Source organism: Cysteiniphilum sp. 19S12-1 (assembly GCF_052030685.1).
In the GTDB taxonomy this organism is placed as follows: domain Bacteria; phylum Pseudomonadota; class Gammaproteobacteria; order Francisellales; family Francisellaceae; genus Caedibacter.
This window is the reverse complement of the sequence record NZ_JBQAJM010000001.1, coordinates 127,550-147,497: the sequence shown is the minus strand read 5'-3', so window position 1 is coordinate 147,497 and position 19,948 is coordinate 127,550. Positions and strand designations below refer to the sequence as shown.

Annotated in this window: 15 protein-coding genes; 10 read left to right on the top strand and 5 right to left on the bottom strand. The window is 35.5% G+C overall.

All coding sequences use genetic code 11. The annotated features are described in order from the left end of the window. Window positions 1-59 precede the first annotated feature (59 nt). The 5 genes from ACTS4L_RS00690 to ACTS4L_RS00670 all read right to left on the bottom strand — a co-directional run bounded on the left by ACTS4L_RS00690 (window position 60) and on the right by ACTS4L_RS00670 (window position 6,061). Window positions 60-1,280: an MFS transporter gene (locus tag ACTS4L_RS00690; protein ID WP_440617573.1), complete on the bottom strand. Its 1,221-nt coding sequence runs from the start codon at window positions 1,278-1,280 to the stop codon at window positions 60-62. Window positions 1,281-1,420: 140 nt separating this feature from the next. Next, window positions 1,421-1,687 (bottom strand): helix-turn-helix transcriptional regulator, encoded by a 267-nt coding sequence (locus tag ACTS4L_RS00685; protein WP_440617574.1) that lies wholly within the window; start codon window positions 1,685-1,687, stop codon window positions 1,421-1,423. Between the two features lie 327 nt (window positions 1,688-2,014). Further along, window positions 2,015-2,764 carry a sensor histidine kinase gene (locus tag ACTS4L_RS00680; RefSeq protein WP_440651597.1) on the bottom strand — a complete coding sequence of 250 codons (750 nt, stop codon included), beginning with the start codon at window positions 2,762-2,764 and terminating at the stop codon, window positions 2,015-2,017. Window positions 2,765-3,584: 820 nt separating this feature from the next. Then, a complete protein-coding gene (locus ACTS4L_RS00675) occupies window positions 3,585-4,679 on the bottom strand; it encodes a hypothetical protein (protein WP_440617576.1) in 1,095 nt (364 codons plus the stop codon). 176 nt (window positions 4,680-4,855) lie between these two features. Further along, entirely contained in the window at window positions 4,856-6,061 is a 1,206-nt protein-coding gene (locus ACTS4L_RS00670) for a hypothetical protein (RefSeq protein WP_440617577.1), read from the bottom strand. Window positions 6,062-6,353: 292 nt separating this feature from the next. Here ACTS4L_RS00670 and ACTS4L_RS00665 point away from each other — a divergent pair, with 292 nt between their 5' ends. From ACTS4L_RS00665 to ACTS4L_RS00620, 10 genes are all read left to right on the top strand, one after another. Then, entirely contained in the window at window positions 6,354-8,561 is a 2,208-nt protein-coding gene (locus ACTS4L_RS00665) for a hypothetical protein (protein ID WP_440617578.1), read from the top strand. 79 nt (window positions 8,562-8,640) lie between these two features. Beyond that, window positions 8,641-9,975, top strand: coding sequence for a hypothetical protein (locus ACTS4L_RS00660; protein WP_440617579.1), 1,335 nt, complete (start codon window positions 8,641-8,643; stop codon window positions 9,973-9,975). 32 nt (window positions 9,976-10,007) lie between these two features. Beyond that, window positions 10,008-10,499 carry a hypothetical protein gene (locus tag ACTS4L_RS00655; RefSeq protein WP_440617580.1) on the top strand — a complete coding sequence of 164 codons (492 nt, stop codon included), beginning with the start codon at window positions 10,008-10,010 and terminating at the stop codon, window positions 10,497-10,499. A gap of 101 nt (window positions 10,500-10,600) precedes the next feature. Then, entirely contained in the window at window positions 10,601-12,229 is a 1,629-nt protein-coding gene (locus ACTS4L_RS00650) for a hypothetical protein (RefSeq protein ID WP_440651595.1), read from the top strand. Window positions 12,230-12,327: 98 nt separating this feature from the next. Further along, window positions 12,328-15,312: a hypothetical protein gene (locus ACTS4L_RS00645; RefSeq protein ID WP_440616478.1), complete on the top strand. Its 2,985-nt coding sequence runs from the start codon at window positions 12,328-12,330 to the stop codon at window positions 15,310-15,312. Window positions 15,313-15,464: 152 nt separating this feature from the next. Further along, the gene (locus ACTS4L_RS00640; protein WP_440616479.1) at window positions 15,465-16,532 is read left to right on the top strand and encodes a hypothetical protein; all 1,068 of its coding nucleotides are present in this window, start codon (window positions 15,465-15,467) and stop codon (window positions 16,530-16,532) included. A gap of 167 nt (window positions 16,533-16,699) precedes the next feature. Then, window positions 16,700-17,179: a hypothetical protein gene (locus ACTS4L_RS00635; RefSeq protein WP_440616480.1), complete on the top strand. Its 480-nt coding sequence runs from the start codon at window positions 16,700-16,702 to the stop codon at window positions 17,177-17,179. Between the two features lie 113 nt (window positions 17,180-17,292). Further along, complete coding sequence (locus tag ACTS4L_RS00630) at window positions 17,293-17,964, top strand: hypothetical protein (protein WP_440616481.1); 672 nt, start codon at window positions 17,293-17,295, stop codon at window positions 17,962-17,964. Between the two features lie 368 nt (window positions 17,965-18,332). Further along, window positions 18,333-19,031 (top strand): winged helix-turn-helix domain-containing protein, encoded by a 699-nt coding sequence (locus ACTS4L_RS00625; RefSeq protein ID WP_440616482.1) that lies wholly within the window; start codon window positions 18,333-18,335, stop codon window positions 19,029-19,031. Between the two features lie 80 nt (window positions 19,032-19,111). Next, the gene (locus ACTS4L_RS00620; protein ID WP_440616483.1) at window positions 19,112-19,897 is read left to right on the top strand and encodes a hypothetical protein; all 786 of its coding nucleotides are present in this window, start codon (window positions 19,112-19,114) and stop codon (window positions 19,895-19,897) included. The last annotated feature ends 51 nt before the right edge of the window (window positions 19,898-19,948 follow it).

The window sequence follows — 19,948 nt, the reverse complement described above, 5'->3', positions numbered from 1 at the left end:
TAAAGTGTCATGATACGCGAAATTCAAAACAAATCACTAGTAAATAAGTATAACTTATGTTACTTGTCTAGTTTGATGACTAATCCTGCGATTAAAATACTCACCGCGGCTAGATATAATGGTAGTAGTAAGTAAAATGTTGTCAATAAGCCAAGCGTGAAAGCATTAATCGCCCAAGCAATACCAAAAACAGATGTAGTACCACCCATGATGGCACCCTGTTCATGGCTCTCAACTTTGTTGGCAATCACGGATAATAAGGCGGTGTAGAAGATGATTTCTAATAACGCGCCAACAAATGCGCTGATAATCATCGAGCTTGGGCTTAAGAAAAAGGTGCAAAGCGCCAACAAGATCGCAATAATAATACCACTTAACAGCATCGCAAGATGATTGTTAAGGCGCTTAAGCACGACGTTTTGAAAGTAAAGTGTTGAAAATGCAAAGCCTAAACTCATGATCACAAAAACAAAACCAATGCTTGCCGGTTCAAATTGGAACGCTTGTGCTAGCACTAATGGCAAGCCTTGGGCGTAGTAGCCCCAGCCGATTTGCAAAAGCAAAAAGGCTAATGCAAGTATTTTGACACGCTTATCGCTAAACATTACTTTAAAGCTAAAGATGAGGCTTATTAGCTTAAGCTTTTGATTCTTGATGCGATTGGTGTAGGTTTCGGGTAGGAATAAACAAACACTTAGTAGGTTGATTACAGATAATCCGGCACCAAACCAAAACGGTAGTGTAATGGCTTGATACTCCGTTTGCGATAATAAGCCAACAGCTGTCGTTATTAGGGGACCAAAGACAAAGCCAATAGAGGCAGCAAGCGTGATTAAACTTAAATTTTTCACACGATTTTGTTCGTTAGAAATATCCAAGATAACTGCTTGCGCGATACTAAAGCTGCCACCAAAAAAGCCGCAAATAAAACGACTAAGTATAAAAATGCTTAATGAGCCTAACGCTAAGGAGCTCACAGATAGTAAATAAGCAATAATTGTACCTGCTAGTGAGACGATGATCATCAGTTTGCGTCCATATTTATCAGAAAGTCTGCCGATAATCGCACTACCAATAAAAATCCCCAAAGGCCATACTGCCATCGATAGACCATAATAAAAATTGCGTAGCGAATCAGGTATGCCAGATCCAAAAAACGGACTTTGTTTTGACATGATGATCTCAGGAATGACGGGAAAAACAAGCCCTACACCCATGACATCAATAACAATAGTCAGCATCAAAATAGCGACTAATAAGCGGTTGTTAACCGGTTTCATTGATAACTCCAAATATTTAAGTAGCATTTAGTAAAGTTGGCAAGTGCTCAACTTTTTATCATTATTATAACTAGCGAGCCACTTTAGAGTGTTGGCAGATAAACTGCAATTAAAATGATCGGTTTTTTCTGGTCTGTTGTTCATTCAAATAACCCTTTCTGATTCGGTGGGTCGAATAACAAATCATCGACTTTAACACCAAGATAGTTTGCGATTGGACCTAATATTAGAATGCTAGGATTACATTTTCCATTACAGATTTTGCTGATGGTTCCGGTTGACATGCATAAGGCGCGAGATATTTCTACAGTGTTAATATCTTTTTCGTACATGAGGAGTTTAATGTTTTTCCCGATGATAAATAGCTTGCGAATTTCATCATCATTGCGACCTATAGAGGTTTCCATTGCTTTGTGGGTGCTCAAGTGGCTACACGCTTTGGAAAGATGCTATAGAAAATAAAAATATTATTCAACAAAAATATTGTAACATATAACATATTCTGATATCATGCCACCCGAGTTGTCGACGAACCGTAGTCCGCCCCAGACACGTTCGTAGCTGAATTTCCTCCACCTTCCCTAGAAAATGGACTTTGTTCTCAGCAAGGACGGCAACTCAGAGAGTCACGATCTTCCTATAGGAAACAATAGGAATAGTAAAACGTTATTTTGAATATATCAAGCTTTTATTTTGAAAAAATCGATTTTTTTTACTTTATCAGGGTGAGGTTATTATAATTCCTTAAAAATAATCTTGACAATCAAGCCCGAAGAATGAGGATTGTTTTCGATGAAAAGTATTGCTTTATTGTGTGTAACAATCTCTTTGACGATGGATAAGCCTAAACCTGAGCCTGAAAGGTCATGACCTCTAGCACAATCCACACGGTAGAATGGATCACAAAGTTTGGCTAGGTGTTCTTTAGGTACACCTGGGCCTTTATCGATAAACAGTAAGTACAATTGATCACTCTCTTGTTTAACCTCCACCATGACATCACCTGCATATTTTAGCGCATTGTCAATCAGGTTTTGCATGACGCGTTTGAGTGCCTTATGCTGAGTTTTGATAATAGCGGACTTCAGTTTTGTTGAAAACGATACATTAAATCCATTTGATTGGTATTCATGACATACAGATTCGCTAAAATCAACTAAATCAATTCTTTGCTGCTTTTCATTTAGATAATACTTTTTTGTGTAAGTACTAATTTGACCAAGTAGATATTCCATATCGTCATAATATTGAGTAAGTTCCTTGTGGTGTTCCTCAGGGATTTGGTTATACATATAGAGCTTGGCTTTTGTTAGCGGTGTTTTTAGATCATGCGCAATTGCTTTAATGGTATATATTTTTTCATCCATAAGCGCTTTAAGTTTTTGACCGGTTTGCTCCATCAACTGTGCTAGGTTTTTTAGGTTAAATGGTTTCATAGCAGATGAAGTATGGCTAAGGTTGAGTTTATTGGCAACTTTTTGCATTTGCAAAAATGGTTGAATTAACTTTTGCTTATACAGGAAATGTAAAGGAGTGACGATTATCATAAATATGGCAAAGAATAAGAGCAGAAAATATAAATAATAACGATTTGGTAACTCAATAGTGAAATTTGCACATTGCTTAAGGTCTGCATAACAAATAGAGACCTGTTTTGAGGAAAAAAATGGTAATGAGCCTAGCCCGTCTTTGATTTGCTTTCTGATGTCTGTATACAAAAGGTGACTATTTTTTTTATACTGCGCCGGCATATCCAGTTCAATAACTGGCAAAAAAACAGGCTTTTGAGTAAATAGATAGGTAATGTAACTAGGAGTAGTATGTGCAATCGGTTGTTGGGCGCTTTGCAAGGTTTCGTTCTTGCGCAAATAGACTTGAAATATCGTATTGGTTAGTGAGTAAATTATTTTATGATCTTGATGATCACGATAATTCTGGTATGAAAGGACGATAAAGCATAAGTTTAAAATAACAAAAATAATGAACAGAACCGGGAAAAACCAAAATCTAATATACTGTTTAATATTGTCATAAAATTTCATCATAAGCTTTAGTTGGTCTTTGTTGTGTAAAATCATCCATGATTATAAGGAATCGTCATCAAATAAACTAAATGTTTGCATTGCCTATCCTCCCTCTATCTGTGTTGCTTAAACTTTATCATAGCCTTACTATGTCTGCGTTTAAGACGCCTTGATAGAAAACAGATTTGCTTTGCTAACCTTTTACTTTATTTTTCTTCAATCCCTAACGAGATAAACTGGATCTATTATATCCAGTTATAATAAGTCAGCAAGTTTTATTTTAAGCAATGTGCTTGTTTAGTTGTATTGCTATTTGATTTAAAATTGCCCAATAGGCTTGCTCAGGTTGTATGGCAAAATGCTGGGCAAGAGCTTGAGCAAATGACACCATCATTTTCGCAAAAAGATTGCTGTTAGCTGCCTTAACAATGGCATTGTAATCAGATATTGTTGATATATCTGTCTTTATCATGAACATCAATGCTTGATAGCTGTCAGTGAGTCCTGCCTGTTTTTCTGATTTGTGGACATGATCAATAACACTTTGTGGTAACTTTAAAGTAAAGATTGTGACACCGAAAACCTTAATTGGCTTATTGATATGTAATGCTGACTCAAGGGCATTGTTAACATCAATGATTGCCTGAGTAACACCTGAAATGGTTGCATTTTGGCGCAATAATTGAATGTTTGATTCAACCATTTCAGGTTTTATATTGTAAAGATTATCAATCGTTTCCTGCTTGGTCTTTGCGTAGGCATCTTGGGCATCAATTTGTAGTTGATAAGCCATGGCATTAATGGTGACATATGTGTTTTTAGCACGGTCTAGACCTTGTTTTTGGATGTTTGATAAACCATAGATTGTCATATAATTGATGAAATGATTAAAGTCCTGTGCTTTGTCACTGCTATCGTTATTTTGCCAGAAATTAACACGTGCTTCCCATGCCTTATCAAAAGCATCCTTATAGTTTAGTAAATGTTTATCCATTACAGGAATGTTACTAACATTTTGTAATGCATTATATACCTCAGTGGCAGCAACTTTGGTTTGTTGGGTAGCTAGAGAAATGTTTGGGTCCTTCTTATATGCAGGATATTCTTTGATTAGTAGGTCGGCAAATGAAATTCCCGTTGACATTGTTTCAATATAAGAGTGGCTTTTAGCTGCATTATAAAATGCCTTTAACTGTTTGACGCTCTCTGGATTGCCGGATATGCTGTCTTCTGAGAAGTCTTGAAGTGACTGACTGATGATGTCTTTATTAATTTGGTCAGTATTTTGTTGAGTAGAGCTTGCAAATGATAGATTTGCGCCTGTTATTGCAAGTGATATGCTCGTCAAGGCAGTGGGTAATTTCTTAAAGTCCATTATATCTCCTTTGTTTTTCAATTGGTTAGTTTTGCAGAGATATACACACCGTAGAATGATTTACAGTCGGTATACAATAAATGATTTTGTGCTCTGCAGCACTATTGTTAATGCGAAATAAGGAAAATACTGCACGAGTCAAAGCAAAATGGACGGATTGTCTGAAGTTTGAGTGGTTAGATACCTGATATTGAAGGTGAGGCGGTGGTCACAGTGGCATTATTTAATGTGGAATTAAATAATGTAGGCGCATAATTATTATCGGTCGTTTTGTCATTTTCATTATTATTTGTATTTAGAAGCTTATTTTTTTGATATAGGTTATAGATGCTACTGAAAATGGCGATTGCTGAACAAAATAAGGCAGCGGCAAACCCAAAAGTTGCAATATTAGCGCCTATAGCAAACAATACAACGGTAAGAACTGTTAAAGCAACAGTGATTAGAGCAAAAAACTTAAGCGGCTTTTCTAAGCGATAAAGGAATTCACGTCTCTTGATTTGACTTGTGCATAATGTTAGTGCGAGCATGGATTCATGACAATCACCTGCTTTATTGTTGGCTTTAAGACGGTCTTCCAGTTGTTGTAAGGATTTGATCAAGCTTTTATAACTTTCTTCACTATTGTTAGCATTTTGAATTTCATTCTGCCACTTTTGATAAGATATCTGGACCTGAGATATGCTCTCTTGATTAACCAATTCAGCTAAGGCATCAATCGACAATGACTCACACATTAGATAGCTAATACGTGCATCACACAGCTTGGCTGCTCTTTCGCTTAGGAGCCATGAAATAACTAAAACACTTGCACCACCAATAGGACTAGCTAGCGTGCTGATGGTGCTTAGTAAGCTACAGGTTGATACAATTAATGCGCTTAATGCAATCCCACTGCAGAGGGTGAGTTGTGCCGTGCTGTATAAATAATGATTTCTTGCCCATTTATCCTCCTTTTGATCGGAGTTTACTGCCATTATACTGAGTATCATCGTGTCAAATAATTGCCAAGCTAAACCGATAAAAGGTAGTTGTAAAGCTAATGATTTAATGCTTAATGCCAGAATTTCATACACGTTACGAAACAAACTAAGCCAATCGACACAAAAACTATAAGTGTGAACAATTTTTCTGGTTGTGCTCAACGAAGCGTGCTTGAATAACACTTCTAATTTTTTGAGTGTTTTGAGATCCGTCTGTGTGTTGTTGCTAAGTTTTGCGCGCAAAAACGCCTTAAGCTCGGGAGATAGCGTATGCAGATTCTCCATTTCCAATAAAGCGTGTTCCCAATGCAAATTGATCGACCCCTTATAAGAGAAAGGCCAAAATTCCAAAGTTGGCTTACGACGATATTTTTCTAATTGATCGGTAAAGATTGGCATAGACATCATCCTTTTAAGAGTAAAATAAATAGATATTTAAAAATATCTGGGCGATACACATAAAGCAATGACAGATGCTAGATATGGACAAGGTGATTGTTTTGTGTGATTTGCAGATGTCTTTATTAAAGGGGCAATTCATGAATTGCCCCTACTAATCAATCTGTCCGATAACTGCGTCAAATATTGTCACTTAAAATATAACAATGTAACTTTTGTGTCAGGCATCAATATGATGCTTTGGTAAAACTATTAAAACATAAAGATTAAAAATTAATTTTAGGAGAAATGTATGTCATTTAAAATTATTAACTCTAAGGATTCATCTCATTATTTAACTATTCAGAAAAGTTCTGCTTTTCGCAATACAGGCAGTAAAGTTTCTGAGAATGATAAGAGTTACTTCGGTAATAAAGCGACGCACAAAAATGGTTTTTATCCTGAAGATATTGAGCAGGCATTAATCGAGTTATCAAAGGACAGAAGTACAATTGTTCTAGATAAAGAGGGAAAGCCATACGATGAAAACCCTAATGTAAGTCGTGATGGGAATGGAGACTTTATTTTATCAAATGATTATTATGATAAGCTTAAAGTTTTTACTCGTTTAGAGTCGGACAATAGCTCAAAAGATTTAGCAGAGTCTATGGATAAACTCGGAATGATTATTTCTTCTGCTAAGGAAAACTCGGCTGACAATAAGCAAGCGCTACGAAATTTTAATGCAAATGTGATAAAGGGTTTTTTGCAAACAAATGATATGGAGACACTTCAAGCAAAAGTTAAAGTGGAGGTTGCTAATCTTGAAGCTTCATTAAAGTTTAACTCCCCTTCTTGGTGGACTCGTACAGGCAATACTGTTAGGGATTTTTTCGATGAATTAGGCACGGCTATTAGCAATTTCTTTAAATACATAGGGAGTAAAATATCATCGATATCTACTTCTAATTTACAGAAAAGGCAAGCAGCGTTGGAGCTGGAGCTAAAGTCTCGTGAAATTACAGATGAGCCCACTGTGCAACAGCTAAAAAATTTGATGGCTGACTTTGATAAGGATAGAGCAGTTGGAGTTGATGTGTCAGCGGAGAGAGTGAAAAAATTTATAGAGGATAATCAGGAATATAAAGATTTAATTAGAACAATCTCTAATCAAGGAAAAGAAAATTCGACTGCTTTGGCAAGTTATGGTACGGTGCAAAAAGAGATCGATGCAACTTTAGACAATATTTCCAGTGCGATAGAAGGTGCTTATAAAGCCAAAGAGTTGGATGATGAAAAAGCAAGAAATGCCTTGGCGAGAGATAATAAGTTTAAATCTAATTATAAGCCAGGGGTTGCGAAAAATAGAACCCAAAAAACTATAGACGCGCACAAAATGAATTTTAGCAGTGATCTTGAGAAGTATTTTGATGAACGACGAGAAATAGAAAACCGCAGTTCTATAAAAAATAATGATAATGTCAACTTGGATGCAAAGTCAGTTGATCATGCAGACCAAATTAAAACAAGAACTAATACAACATCAACTACATTAACTACTCATCTAGAAAGATATAAAGATGGAGTATTCAGTGATAGCAAAAATAATGAAAATAAGAGTGAGTCAAATTCAGATAAAATTATAAATCAAGAAAACCTAGAAAAGGAAATTAGTGATAAAGTAAGTAAGCTTAAAGTTAATGTTGAAAAAGTCATTAAAAGGAATAAGGAAGAATCGTCTAACAATACAAATCATAATACCAGCGACTCGCAAAACAAAGTAAATCCACTCTTCAAGCCCAGCAATAAACTTGGAGAACAATCAACCAAAACCACGAGCAAAAGAGTAGAGGTAAAAACAGGGTTAGAGTTGGATTCTATAAAAGAGGTAGCGTCTAATGTTGAGGAAGAAAAACCTTCTAACAACAATATTGGTTCAACAAATCAAAACATTAATACCAATACTAAGGTTGCAAACATTGAAAATCAAGGAAACCTAAAACTGTTACTGGAATTCTTTAAAAACAACACAATCAAGCCCAGTTGGAGTACTTATACCTACTATAAAGAAGGTAATGTTAGTATTGGAGAGAAGCAACATATTGATGTTGTGCTACCAAGGTATGTCCTAGATGCTTACGATTCAGCACAGCATAATCTTCAGACGATAGTTAGTGGTATTGCAAAAGATTTAAAAGAGAATAGTGGATATAATCAGATTGCTCAAAAAATTACTGAAGCTAGAAATAAGCATCATGAGGGGTACGATAAATACGTTACAGAAGACTTTAAAATGGCTATAAAGTCAGGAAATGATCTAGGTTTTTACGCAAATGTTCCAGAATATATTAAAGACCCAAGTAATGTAGAAAAAGCGTTAAAAAAACATGAGGATAGGAGGGGCAGGAGGGGCGGCAAAGATTGGCAAAGTGGATTAGAAGAAAATGTACTGCCAACTCTGTTTGATTCTAATAATCAAGGCAATAACATTCAACAAATGGGAGTGCTGTCAAAACAATGAGTTTCATACTAACAATTCATGTTTTAAAACCTAAAATGCGTAACTTTAGTTCGTAATTAAAAACTAAAAAGGCAAACATATGATTAAATATCAACTAAAAGACAATGGTGGCAATAATAACAATGACTGTTTGTTAATTGCCATTGGTCGACTGGATAATCCAGATTTAAAGGAACAACAAGCGCTTGAAGCTGGTTGGCAGGCTGTTTTTAACGGTGTCAACAAGATGTCGCTTGATGACTTACAGATGCTGTATACCGAACTAAAAGATGCTTATTCAAGAGATATTGATAATATTGGCAACTATTTTTCCTTGGATTTTAATGATGATAATTCAATAGCGTTATTCAAGTCTGAATTGAAAAAAACATTTGGAGATAATAATCTATCAGAAGAAGTTATAAATTCTCAGTTGCAGGACAAAGTAAGGCAAGAAGTTAATGCGTTTTTGGGGCATTTAAAACAACAAAAAGATCTCCAAAAGTACGTTGAACTGCTTAAAACCATTCCTGAAGATAAAAAACAGCATTTGATGCTGGTATCTGTCAATGACTTAGAGTCTCATCCAAGTCAGGTCTATGAGCAGTTTAGAGATTTAATATCATCAGGTAAAGTCCCGCATTTTATGGCTCATAACGGTGGGCATTACAGTAATATTGTGCCCACTAAAATTGATTATGAACTATTTGATCAATCAACTGACCCAGAGCAATTAATCAAACAAGCATTTGTTAATCTCATGAATGATGCATTGCTTGATGCTACAGGGTTTACTCATCCTGAAGTATTAACACGATCAGATGATAATTCAAATTCACAATATAGCTTACAGACCTTGGACAATGATCTTAAGTTTGAACAGGATATGCGGCAAGCTAAGAGCGAGTCAGCAACGTTGTATCAAGAAAAAAGATTAAATAATTCCAGTGAGAATATATCAAGCAATATTCTACAATCTGGAAGTGTCGATTACCCCACGCTAGAAGAGCTAGAGGCATACTATCATGAACAAGAGGTTGCGACGAAATTAGAATCGCTTCTAGCGTTTGTTGATAAGAATATTGACAAGGATTATATCAATAATTCGCGTTATACCTATCACTTAAATCATAATGGTAAGGATTATGATGTGCCATGGAGTTTGATGCAGGCATACGATCCTAGAACATTTGGAAGCTATGATAGTGATAAGATTATATCAGGGCTAAAGGCAGATCTGAAGCAGGAGAATTCAGCGGATATTATTGCTCAAAAATTAAAAGCACCGATGTACGGTAAGCTATATAACAATACATATGGTGTAAGCAACAAATATACAGAATGTCTGAAGAACCCTAAACAGCTTAATAATGAATTCAGTTTATTTAATCCTGAAAATCAAATTGGTTTAAAAGAGTTCAGTAAACAAATTTAAAAAATATCAACCAAAAGTAAGGAAGATTAAAAGTGACTGTTAATGTAAATGAAATATATAACCAAGCCAAGCAATTGAAAAAAGCGGGACTTGATTTTAATGAACGCCTATCAGGAATTGAGCAATACTTATTAACGAAAGAATCTGGTTTCGTGCAAACATTGGTCGATAAAGGTGTTCAAAAGGATGATGCATTTGTCGCGTGGTTTGGACTATCGCCAATGGCAGCGCAGAAAGATACATTTGAGGGGTTTAAACAACTGATAGATACTTTAGAGTCTAATCCAAAAGAGTTTTCAACAACAATGCAGCAACTAAGGGATCATTATTTGGTTGAAAGTGGCTCAGGTAATCTCAAGGTTTTTTTGGCTGAAAATCGCTATAAAAATGAAGCGTTTAATACGGCTTTTGGAAATGCGTTGGCAGACACGAAGAGTGATAAGGCGGATAGTGGAAATCATATGATTTTTAAGCAAAATAAAGAGATGTTTGAACAAAAAGCTGTAGCAGGAAAGTCTGTATAGTTTTCACGTAAGATAGGGGGTGGAGAAAAATAAAGTAACAGGGTTGCAAAGCAAACATCTCGTTTGTTTTGTAACAATTCATTACATCGGGGGAGTGTGTTATGGAAATAGCATTTGCACATGCGACTGAAAGGGTTACAGCGAATAAAGTAGACCCAACACAAAAAATAGATGGCAAAAATTCAAGGGCTGGTAATCCCTATAATGGTTTTTATAGATTGAGTAAAAAAGATCAATCACTTGAGGCGGGTGATGAGTATTTTATCAAGGTGCCAATAAATAAAACAGAATTTTTTTTTGAAGCGTTAGCAGCGCGAATTATTGCTAAATTCAAGGAAAAAAATGTGATTCCTGTAGAGTATCAGCATTTGTTTGTTACTGCGGAGCCGGTGACAATTTATGATGGAGATAAAGAAACAAAAGCCTTGGCATCCAAAAAAGCGAAAGTGACAGAGCTTTTTAAGCTGTTTTTCCCATGGGAGGAATCGAAGCTTAGGAGTAACAAGTTAGAGAAATTTGACAATAAATATTTATACCAACTGATTACTAGTTTTAAATCTGCAAATAGTGGATTATCAATGGTAATATTTATGTCACTTTTGCTAGGTGACTATAGTGTTCATTCAGGTAATGTTTTTGGCATAAGTGGGGATGATGGCAAGTTGAGTTTTGGGAAATTAGACTTTGGTGCTGCTTTCCGCGACTTTGCAAAAAATAAGAGCTTGATTAAGCCGCATGAGTATGAGGTGAACTTATACAAAAAGTGGTATAAAAACTATCTTGAGTATTATTTGCGAATCCCAGGGTTTAAAGCCTCTTTGGAAGAGGTAAGAGAAAAGTTTTCAGAGGCTGACATAGACAAAATTAAGCGTTGTTTTAACGATGGCTTCGACGAATGCTATACTTTTTTTGATTTGAACAATCATCAAGCCATGTGCCAGAAGTTGTCCAAATATAGTGGTATTGATTTTGCCGACCAACAGCGCCGAGAATCACAATTTGGGACAATTATTAGCGATCGGCTGACAAGCCCCTTAGTTACAACAGAAGCAGGAGAAAATGTAAAAACGTATAAAAAGTACAACACCATTGAAAATCCAGTGTATGAACTCAGGACTTTTCATGGGCAAGTGTGTGTTGGTGAGCAAAAGCCGTTATCTGCAAAAAGTAATTCCGCAGAGATCAATCTGTGGGCGATACTAAAGAGCAATTATGAACATAAAAAAGATGACACGAGTGATGATATAAAAGCAATTTTTACCAGTTTGATGAAGATTTATGCGCATATGCTGGGTAAGAATGCTTCAAAAGAAATGGTGCATGATGCTGGTTTAAGGGCTAAGAAATATCATATTTTAAATCAATTGATTAATGGTGTTAGTGATATTTTGATAAGTGAGGAAAGCAATGAGCTAAACGGCTCAAAGTACAAACAAGTGATGGAAAAGTTTGATGCAATTGAGAGAAATGGTGGTTTAAGCATTCTAGATATACATTCCTCAAAAGGGAAAGCGCTTTTACGCAAACTTGTTGAGGTTGTTTTGTACCCTTTGCTGTTTGTTGTCTCGTTTGTTTTTCCAAATGCTAAAGACTTGCTGGCGCCAAAAAGTGCAGCACTTTTTAATCAAGCAAAAAATACGCTCACACAAACGTCTGAAATTCAGTTTAATGCCCAGTTTCAAAATCAGTTGGAAGCAGGACAGCAAATGGAAGCACACCCAACAAAATGACTGATATTTATTCTGAAGGTGGCTTTTGAGCACTGTATAAGTCAATAATAAATTACTAAATTATTTTTATTGTTAAATGTATAAATTAGGAGAAGCATATGCCCAATCAATTAGCAGCTCAATCCATGAAAAATATTACCCAGAATCATAAAAATTACCTTGAGCAAGTAATGAAGACAAATATAACGAGAGAGTTTAGCAAGAAAAACGTAACTGATGAAAAGATCAAGTTATTAATGATGCAGTTTGAACAGTCTTCATCAAAGTTTTCAGCATCAATAGATACCTTGCTTGAGGGAGCATCGGTGTCAAGCCAGATTAAAACAAGGGTTTTATCAGGTGTAGCGGGTGTTGTAAGTGGTCTTGTTGCTCGATCTGCACTAAATGAAATACTCCCTATTCCTGATTTTACACCAGGTAAAAATCTTGCAATTAATACAATCAGTGTGGCGCTAGGGGGTGTTGTTGCGAATGCGTTTTATAATATTCTGCCTGAAAAAACAAGGCCAGCAAGAGACTCAGAGGCATTTCAACAACAATTCAAAGAATCAGGTTTCTTTGCGTTGAGTAACGACTTAACCGAAAAATTTATCAGACTCTTTCACTATCGTGAATCACTATTGTTCGGAAAGCAGCATAATATGCCGATTGATATGCGTGCTGAATTTAAGGAATCATCAAGTACGGATGAATATAAAATTGCCGTTGAAACCTACTTTTTGACTGAACTTGATAAACTATTTGTGAATACATTCAAAGATATTTATGAGATCCATGATGAAAAGATTCAAAATGATAAAAATAGTTATGGTATGACAAGAGGCATCAAACGTTACTTTGATGATGTTGATCCAGATAATTTTACACAAAAGCTTCAGGTAAACTTTTTAACTCAAGTCAGCAAGTTTCTTACCAATCAAGCTGATGAGCCAAGTGTATATGCGCAATATCCCTTTTTGGCAGCAAGTGCGCTAGGGCTAGCTGCCGGTGCTTTGACAATTGCTGCCGCACCTGTAAGTGCGGGAATTGTTTCAGGGGTTTTAATGGGTGTATTTGCTTATTATTTACCGTCAAATATTGAGTCATTAATGTATAGTCATAGTAAAGATGAGCGGCAAACACTTAAGAAAATTACACAAGCAATTAATGATGAAGCAATCGAACTTGATAGACAAACCAAACAAGTGATGCCTACTTCAAACAGTAGTATTAATCAATTACAAAATTATGTTTCTAATCAATGTGATGGCGTTATATATAATGCTTATATTCTAGTTGGATCAACGCAATCCTGGCTTCAGGAATATGCTAAGCGTTATCGTCATAGTAAACGCATTGAAACCGACCTTGGTGCAAATACGATTGAACCAATCACCAAGACTGCTGATCGTCAAGCGATAGACTTTGCCAAGTTGCTCGCGGCAAATATCAATGACTCTACATTTGAGAAGTGTATCCAAAAAACTCAAGAATATTTAAATAATCGTGATAACAGCAGTTTTATCGAAAAATTTGGCGTGAAAGCAAAAGTCAAAGATCAGATATTAGAAATTGTTGCTACTTTGCCGAAAGATAAAGTGTTGCCTCAGTATTTGACTGCTTTTTATGTCAATGAACTTGGTGGTATTGCGCATGATTTAACACAAATACGTGATCTTAAGACCAATGAGGCGTTAACAGATGCTGCTAAAAAACTCAATACTGCCTTTGGTGCGACTTCTTTAGACAAGCAGGCATATATTTTAAGAGGGGATAGTGTGTTACGTCATCTTGTGGCGCTGCCTGCAGACGAGAAATTGCCAAAGATTGATGAAAATAATATCGATAATTACTTAACGCAATCCAGAGATTTCTTATTTTCGTTATTAAAAAAACCAGACATTGATTTAAATGCAGAAAATCACCTTGAACAAGCGCTTACATACAGTAATGAGTTCAGTGTCTATCATACATTACTACTTAAACAATTAGCAAAGTTGATTGATCCAAATAATCAATCAGTAAATGATAAAACAAAGGCAAAAATACATCTTTTTCTTAAAGAGAAATTATTTGTTGATTATTCAGACTTGTTAAGTCAAGCATTTACTGATGCCTTGTTAACTGGCAATAATCCAACGCTTGAAAGTATGCGTGAATCAATGCGCAATGCAATGGCTTATACTAAGCGATTTTACTCTCCTTATGCACTTATCACGGCAGAGGCAGAAGCATTTGTGAATAATAACGATAAGCTTCTTTTTGCATTGCATAATAAGCGGGTTAATTTCATGCCCGAAGCATCGAAGGCGTATATAGATAAACTCGATAAAGCTATAGAATCAACGGCAAAATTTATTGAAAAAATCAAAGATAATCAAATTCTTATTGGTACTGGTGCATATGGCGTTTATTTATACGAAGTACAGCAGGAGATTACAAATGCCATCAATGATATTAAGCAATATATAAAGGACAATCCTGATCACAATAACGTGGATCTAAGTCAGGCAATAGAGAAGCTCGGTACAAATAAGGAGAAGATAGATCATAAACTTTCCTTAGAGAATATGCGTTATGACAATTCACGGTATTATCAGTTGATTGATGAGATAATAACCGAGGTGCAAGCCTATGAAAAATCACAACATGGAACCTTTAGGAATGATAATAATAAAATAAAGGTGGCAACGGCTGTTATTGAAAATCTTAAAGCATTAAAAGATAAACCGATTGAACAAGTTAAGTTTGATGATATTTTCAAGCTTTCTGAAGGTTCTGATCAGGATAAGAGGGATCTGCAAGACTTAAAGAATAACATTGATAAATCGCTACTTGATCGAATTAGCGGTCTTTTAGAGCACTTCAAGGCATATATTGATCAATTGACGAATGCTTCAAATAATCATCAAGCTGAAGTAAAGATTGTTAAGCGCGATGGAAATCTTGAGACATTTTATGAAGTGGCGGATGATTTATCTGACGATAATGAAGACTATGAGGTTTGTAATAATGAGCATGAAATAGAAAAGAGTTGGGAGTTTGTGTCTATGTTTAATCAAAGTGTACCTGATAAAGATCCTAATTTGGCAAATGGTCAGTAACTAACTAAGCACCTAAACAATAGTTCCTTGGTAATAATGGATATTCGGATTAAGCCCGAATATGACAACTCGCAGTCATTCTTGGACTTGATCCGAGAATCTAAAAAAACACATGACAATATTTACATAGGTACTTAAGAGGGAGACCACTCATGCCAAATGATTTTGAAAATAAGGTGAATTCCGTTGAAATGGTTAAAAAAGCCATGGATTATGCGCATAAGCTAAATTTACCATTGGTCAATAGCACTATAAGACCTCTTGTGCTTTACGCGATGGCTTCAGTTCTTTCAAAAGTAATGGAGAGTGCCTCTAGCGGTTATTTACCAAGTGATAAGACACATGAAATCATACAAAACACCCTTACATTTTTACTGGGAAATGTTGTCGCACCATTGGCAGCAACGCAACTGTATAAAATAGTGGGGGATTTTTTTACAATTAAAAATATCGATAAAACAGACAAAGCTGAAATTAGTGATGCTGAAAGTCTCAGGCGTTCAGCCTTGTTTGTGAACTTATTTTTGCGAATTAATGGTTCATATCCCATCATAAATAGGTCGATAGACCTATACTTGAGTTTGTATAACTTTCGGGAATGGATCTATCTGGTGACGGGAAGCCATCCATTGATGTTTGGTAAAACTTCCTTAGATGCTTTTGATATTGATTTTTTTAACTCACGTAATCTAGATTACGCATTTGTAAGTTGCAAAGATGCACAAGGGAAAACGTGTTTTGAGACCAAATTTAACGTACCTTTGATTGCAAAATTGTATCCGCATAAAGTGGGTTACCTACCGGGCAAATGGTGCAAGGATAATGATAAATGGGTGTTTGCTACAACGGTTTCAAAGGATGAATTAATTCGAGAGTGTGATCAAAGATACCAGCAAAATTGGTTTACAGGAGGTGGTAAAGTATCTGATGTTGTTGCGTTAACGGCATTGGGCAAAACATATGATATTCACTATTACAAGCCTATGTTGTTAACGAGTGATAGTGAAAAAGGGATCGAAGATTTAAACAATCGGTCAGAGAGCGCGATTTATGAGTCATCAAAACCTGTATTGGTTAAGTTTGACCAAACTAAAAAAACGCATGCAGCAAATAACGATCGTTTGATTCATGACTTAAAGCAAGTTGCAGATAATAAATATGAAAATGTTTTCTGGGTAAAGCAACAGGAAAATGTTAAAGAAAAGACATTTTCACAATAATTTCTGAGGGGCTAATTCATCAGGTAATCAAATTGTCCAATCAGGAGGTTGTCTATTGAAAAACTGAGTAACAATATGTAACTTTAAGCATGCCTGTTTAAGCACAGCGATCTAAAAATTGATCAAAAATTCATTCATCAAGAAATTATAAATCAAAGGAGATAAATATGGGGCGTAACGAATTATTAAATGCTATTGAATCAATAGCTAATGAGGAAATTAAAAACCAGGTAATTGATTCTGTAGGTGAGTTAGAAGCAGAGTATAAATCTAAGTTAGAGGACTTAGCTAAGGACAATAGTGATCTAGAAGAAGCTTTTAACGAGGCGATAAAGATTGGGGAAGAATACAAAAGCCAACATGAAAGTGACAATCAACAGATAAATGATCTTAATGAAGCCTTAATTAAGAATCAACAGCAATTTGATAAAGTAATTAAAGACTTTTATCAGGAAAATGAGCTACTTCAAGACAATAATTTCAAACTACAAGATGAGCTAAATAATATAGGAAATAAATTTAATAAAATGGAAAGTGTACTTAGCTTAAAAAATGGAGAGTTAGAAACCGTCGAGTTTCAGCTTGCAGAAGTAAAGAATGAACGGCAAGAATTATTGACACAACACCAAAAATCAGAAAAAAATTAATCAAAGACATTGAGGAAAAAAACAATAAGCTCAAAGAAAAAGCTGAGTTAATTGATGTTCTGGGAGAGAGAGTTGATCAACTTACTAACAGCAACCAAAAGCATCAACAAGAAGTGTTATTAAACCAGAAAAAGGTTGAAGAGTTAAATAAGGAAAACAACGCTTTACGCAAAGAGAGCACTGATAAAGACCTTTTAATTGAAAAGTTGCGAAATGAACTTAAAGCATTAAAGGGTGATTTAGATGATACGAAACAAGCTTTAAATGATGAAAAGCAGGCAAATGCTGAAATGCTTAAGAAATCATCAGAATCTAATGGTCTAACTTTAGATGAGGTTTTGAAAGAACAAAGTTATACAATAGAAAACGTTATACGTGAAAGTTTCAAAGCTCCTGACTCAATCAACACAGATTCTGCTGTAGGCAAAAACTTTAAGGAAGCTTCTGTAAACTTCCAAAAAGAGTTTATGAGTTCTCAAAATACTTCTCAACAAACAGAAGATTTTTGGAGCAGCTATGGCAGTAGTATAGCTGCTGTTATCAGTGCAGGTGCTGTATATGCTGTAGCAAGTGTATTTGCAACTCCTGCAGTGGCAGTGCTCTTGGCAGGTGCATCAGGTATGGGTGTGAAAGCTTACAATGCGAGCGATAAAAATCAGAACCTAATGCCTAATGATGCAGTGAGTGATGGTAACTTAAAAGATAGTCCTAGCAGCCAATCATCTATGAAAATGTTCAATGGTTATGAATCTACCAGTGATAATGTGGTTAAGCATCAAATGTAATCATTTTTATACCGCATGCAAATCATTTCCTTTAAGTCAAAACGCCAATACAGGCTTCGACTTACGCTCAGCCAACGTTTACACAATCAAAGTGGGCAGGAATATGATAATAGTCTTGGAATCCTAAATAAAATAACAGCATTAGGGATGACTCAAAGTTACAGGTGCGCCTAAACAACACCTAAATGACAAGTGAGTGAGGTAAAGAAACAGTGCCTATTTATGCCACCTTGTGACAAAAAATAATATATCCCACCTAAATAATTATAAAAATACATCATTAGACTTTTTATTACCTAACTAATTGGCATGGTTATTTTAGGATACCACCCGAGAGTTTTCTATTGACGAAAGTATAGGTCTGGGGTGTGTTCAAAAATAATATCTTACTATTTGGTATACATAAAACGCAGATGCAGCAATTGATTTTGTGTTTACCAAATTGCCGTTTTCTCATATGTCACCACACTTTACAGTTACAAAAACAGATTAAAACACAAAAAATTTCTCTTTTAGTGATGTCAGCATTTGATGGACATCAAACAAATATTGCTATATGCGATAGACTCTGTAAGCAATACAACAAGCTTCCTGTTATTGTCGTAGGAGGTGTTGAGGATACTGAATTAGAAATGTCCTTTTATTGTGCTGGCGCTGTGGATTACTTGTGTGGAGATATGAATATCAAAATACTCTCACGAAAAATTGAGTCAACCTTGCGGGTGTTAAAAGCTGATGAGCATTGTAATCAGTCTGAAGATATTATTATTGGCGATTATCGGTTTAATATAGATAGGAAAATTCTAGTTGACCATAAGGGGACTCAGTACAAGTTAACACAGTCAGAGTCATTTGCGCTTGATTTGTTGGCACAGCGCCAAAATCAAGTTGTTTCAAGAGATGAGCTTTATTGGTGGGTATATGATCGCCCTTATGATGGCATGGATAGAACCATTGATGTTTTGATGAGTAAATTAAGAAAAAAATTACATACTCAAAAAACAAACAAACCGTTAATTAAAACTGTCAACCGAGGGGGGTATATGCTGAATGTGCCTTGTTGTTAACAAATGGGTACATTATATCAAGTGCATTTTAGATTTTTGAGTGTTGTAATTAATTCGCAAAGTTTGATGGGAGTAAATTAGTGAGATTCAAAAAATTGATTTTAGTGGGATTGTTAAGCATGACAGGCGTGGCATCTGCAAATATTGCTGTGGATAGTCTTTATGATATTTGGTCTGAAGATAAGCTTGCGTTTTCAAAGACTATTCATAACAATGATTCAAGCAAAACAGCCTATGTCAAAGTTGAATTGTTGGAAGTGAAGAATCCTTTGTCTAAAGATAAAGTCGAGAAAATGCTATCTTCTAAAGAAATGTCAGAAGGATTATTTATTACCCCAAGTAGATTGATTATTCCACCGGGACAGTCCAAAAATATTCGTTTTTACCATCCAAAAGGTAGGAGCAAAGATCAGATTAGCTATTATCGTGTCAATATGATTCCAGTATTACCGAAGAAAGAAGATGGGTTTGAGATTAATGATGAAGAAGCTTTGTCAAGTGGTGAGATATCTGCGGGCGTTGGCATTATGATCGGCTTCTCGAGTATCTTAGTGGTTCAGCCGCAAAATACCAATTATCAGACGAGTGTTAAATTCAAAGATAAGCATATTGAAATTGACAATGATGGTAATGCGCTAGTTGAGGTTGGAGTCAAGGCAAAATGTAAACCTAAAGAGGAGCTACAGAAGTTGTCTGTAGACTTGAAAGAGCAACATTGTGATGATCAGAATCTATTTGAACAAAGATATAAAGTTTACCCATCAAATCCCAAAATAATAGACACAGTGCCATTGGCTGATAGTGTTAATGTTGAGGTTTTTGAAAACGGTAAGCGTGCTTACAGCCAAAGTTATTCAATTGTCTAGTCCAAGCGGGCAAATCAAATAAATCCGATTAGCTATTTATTGTTTCAAGTT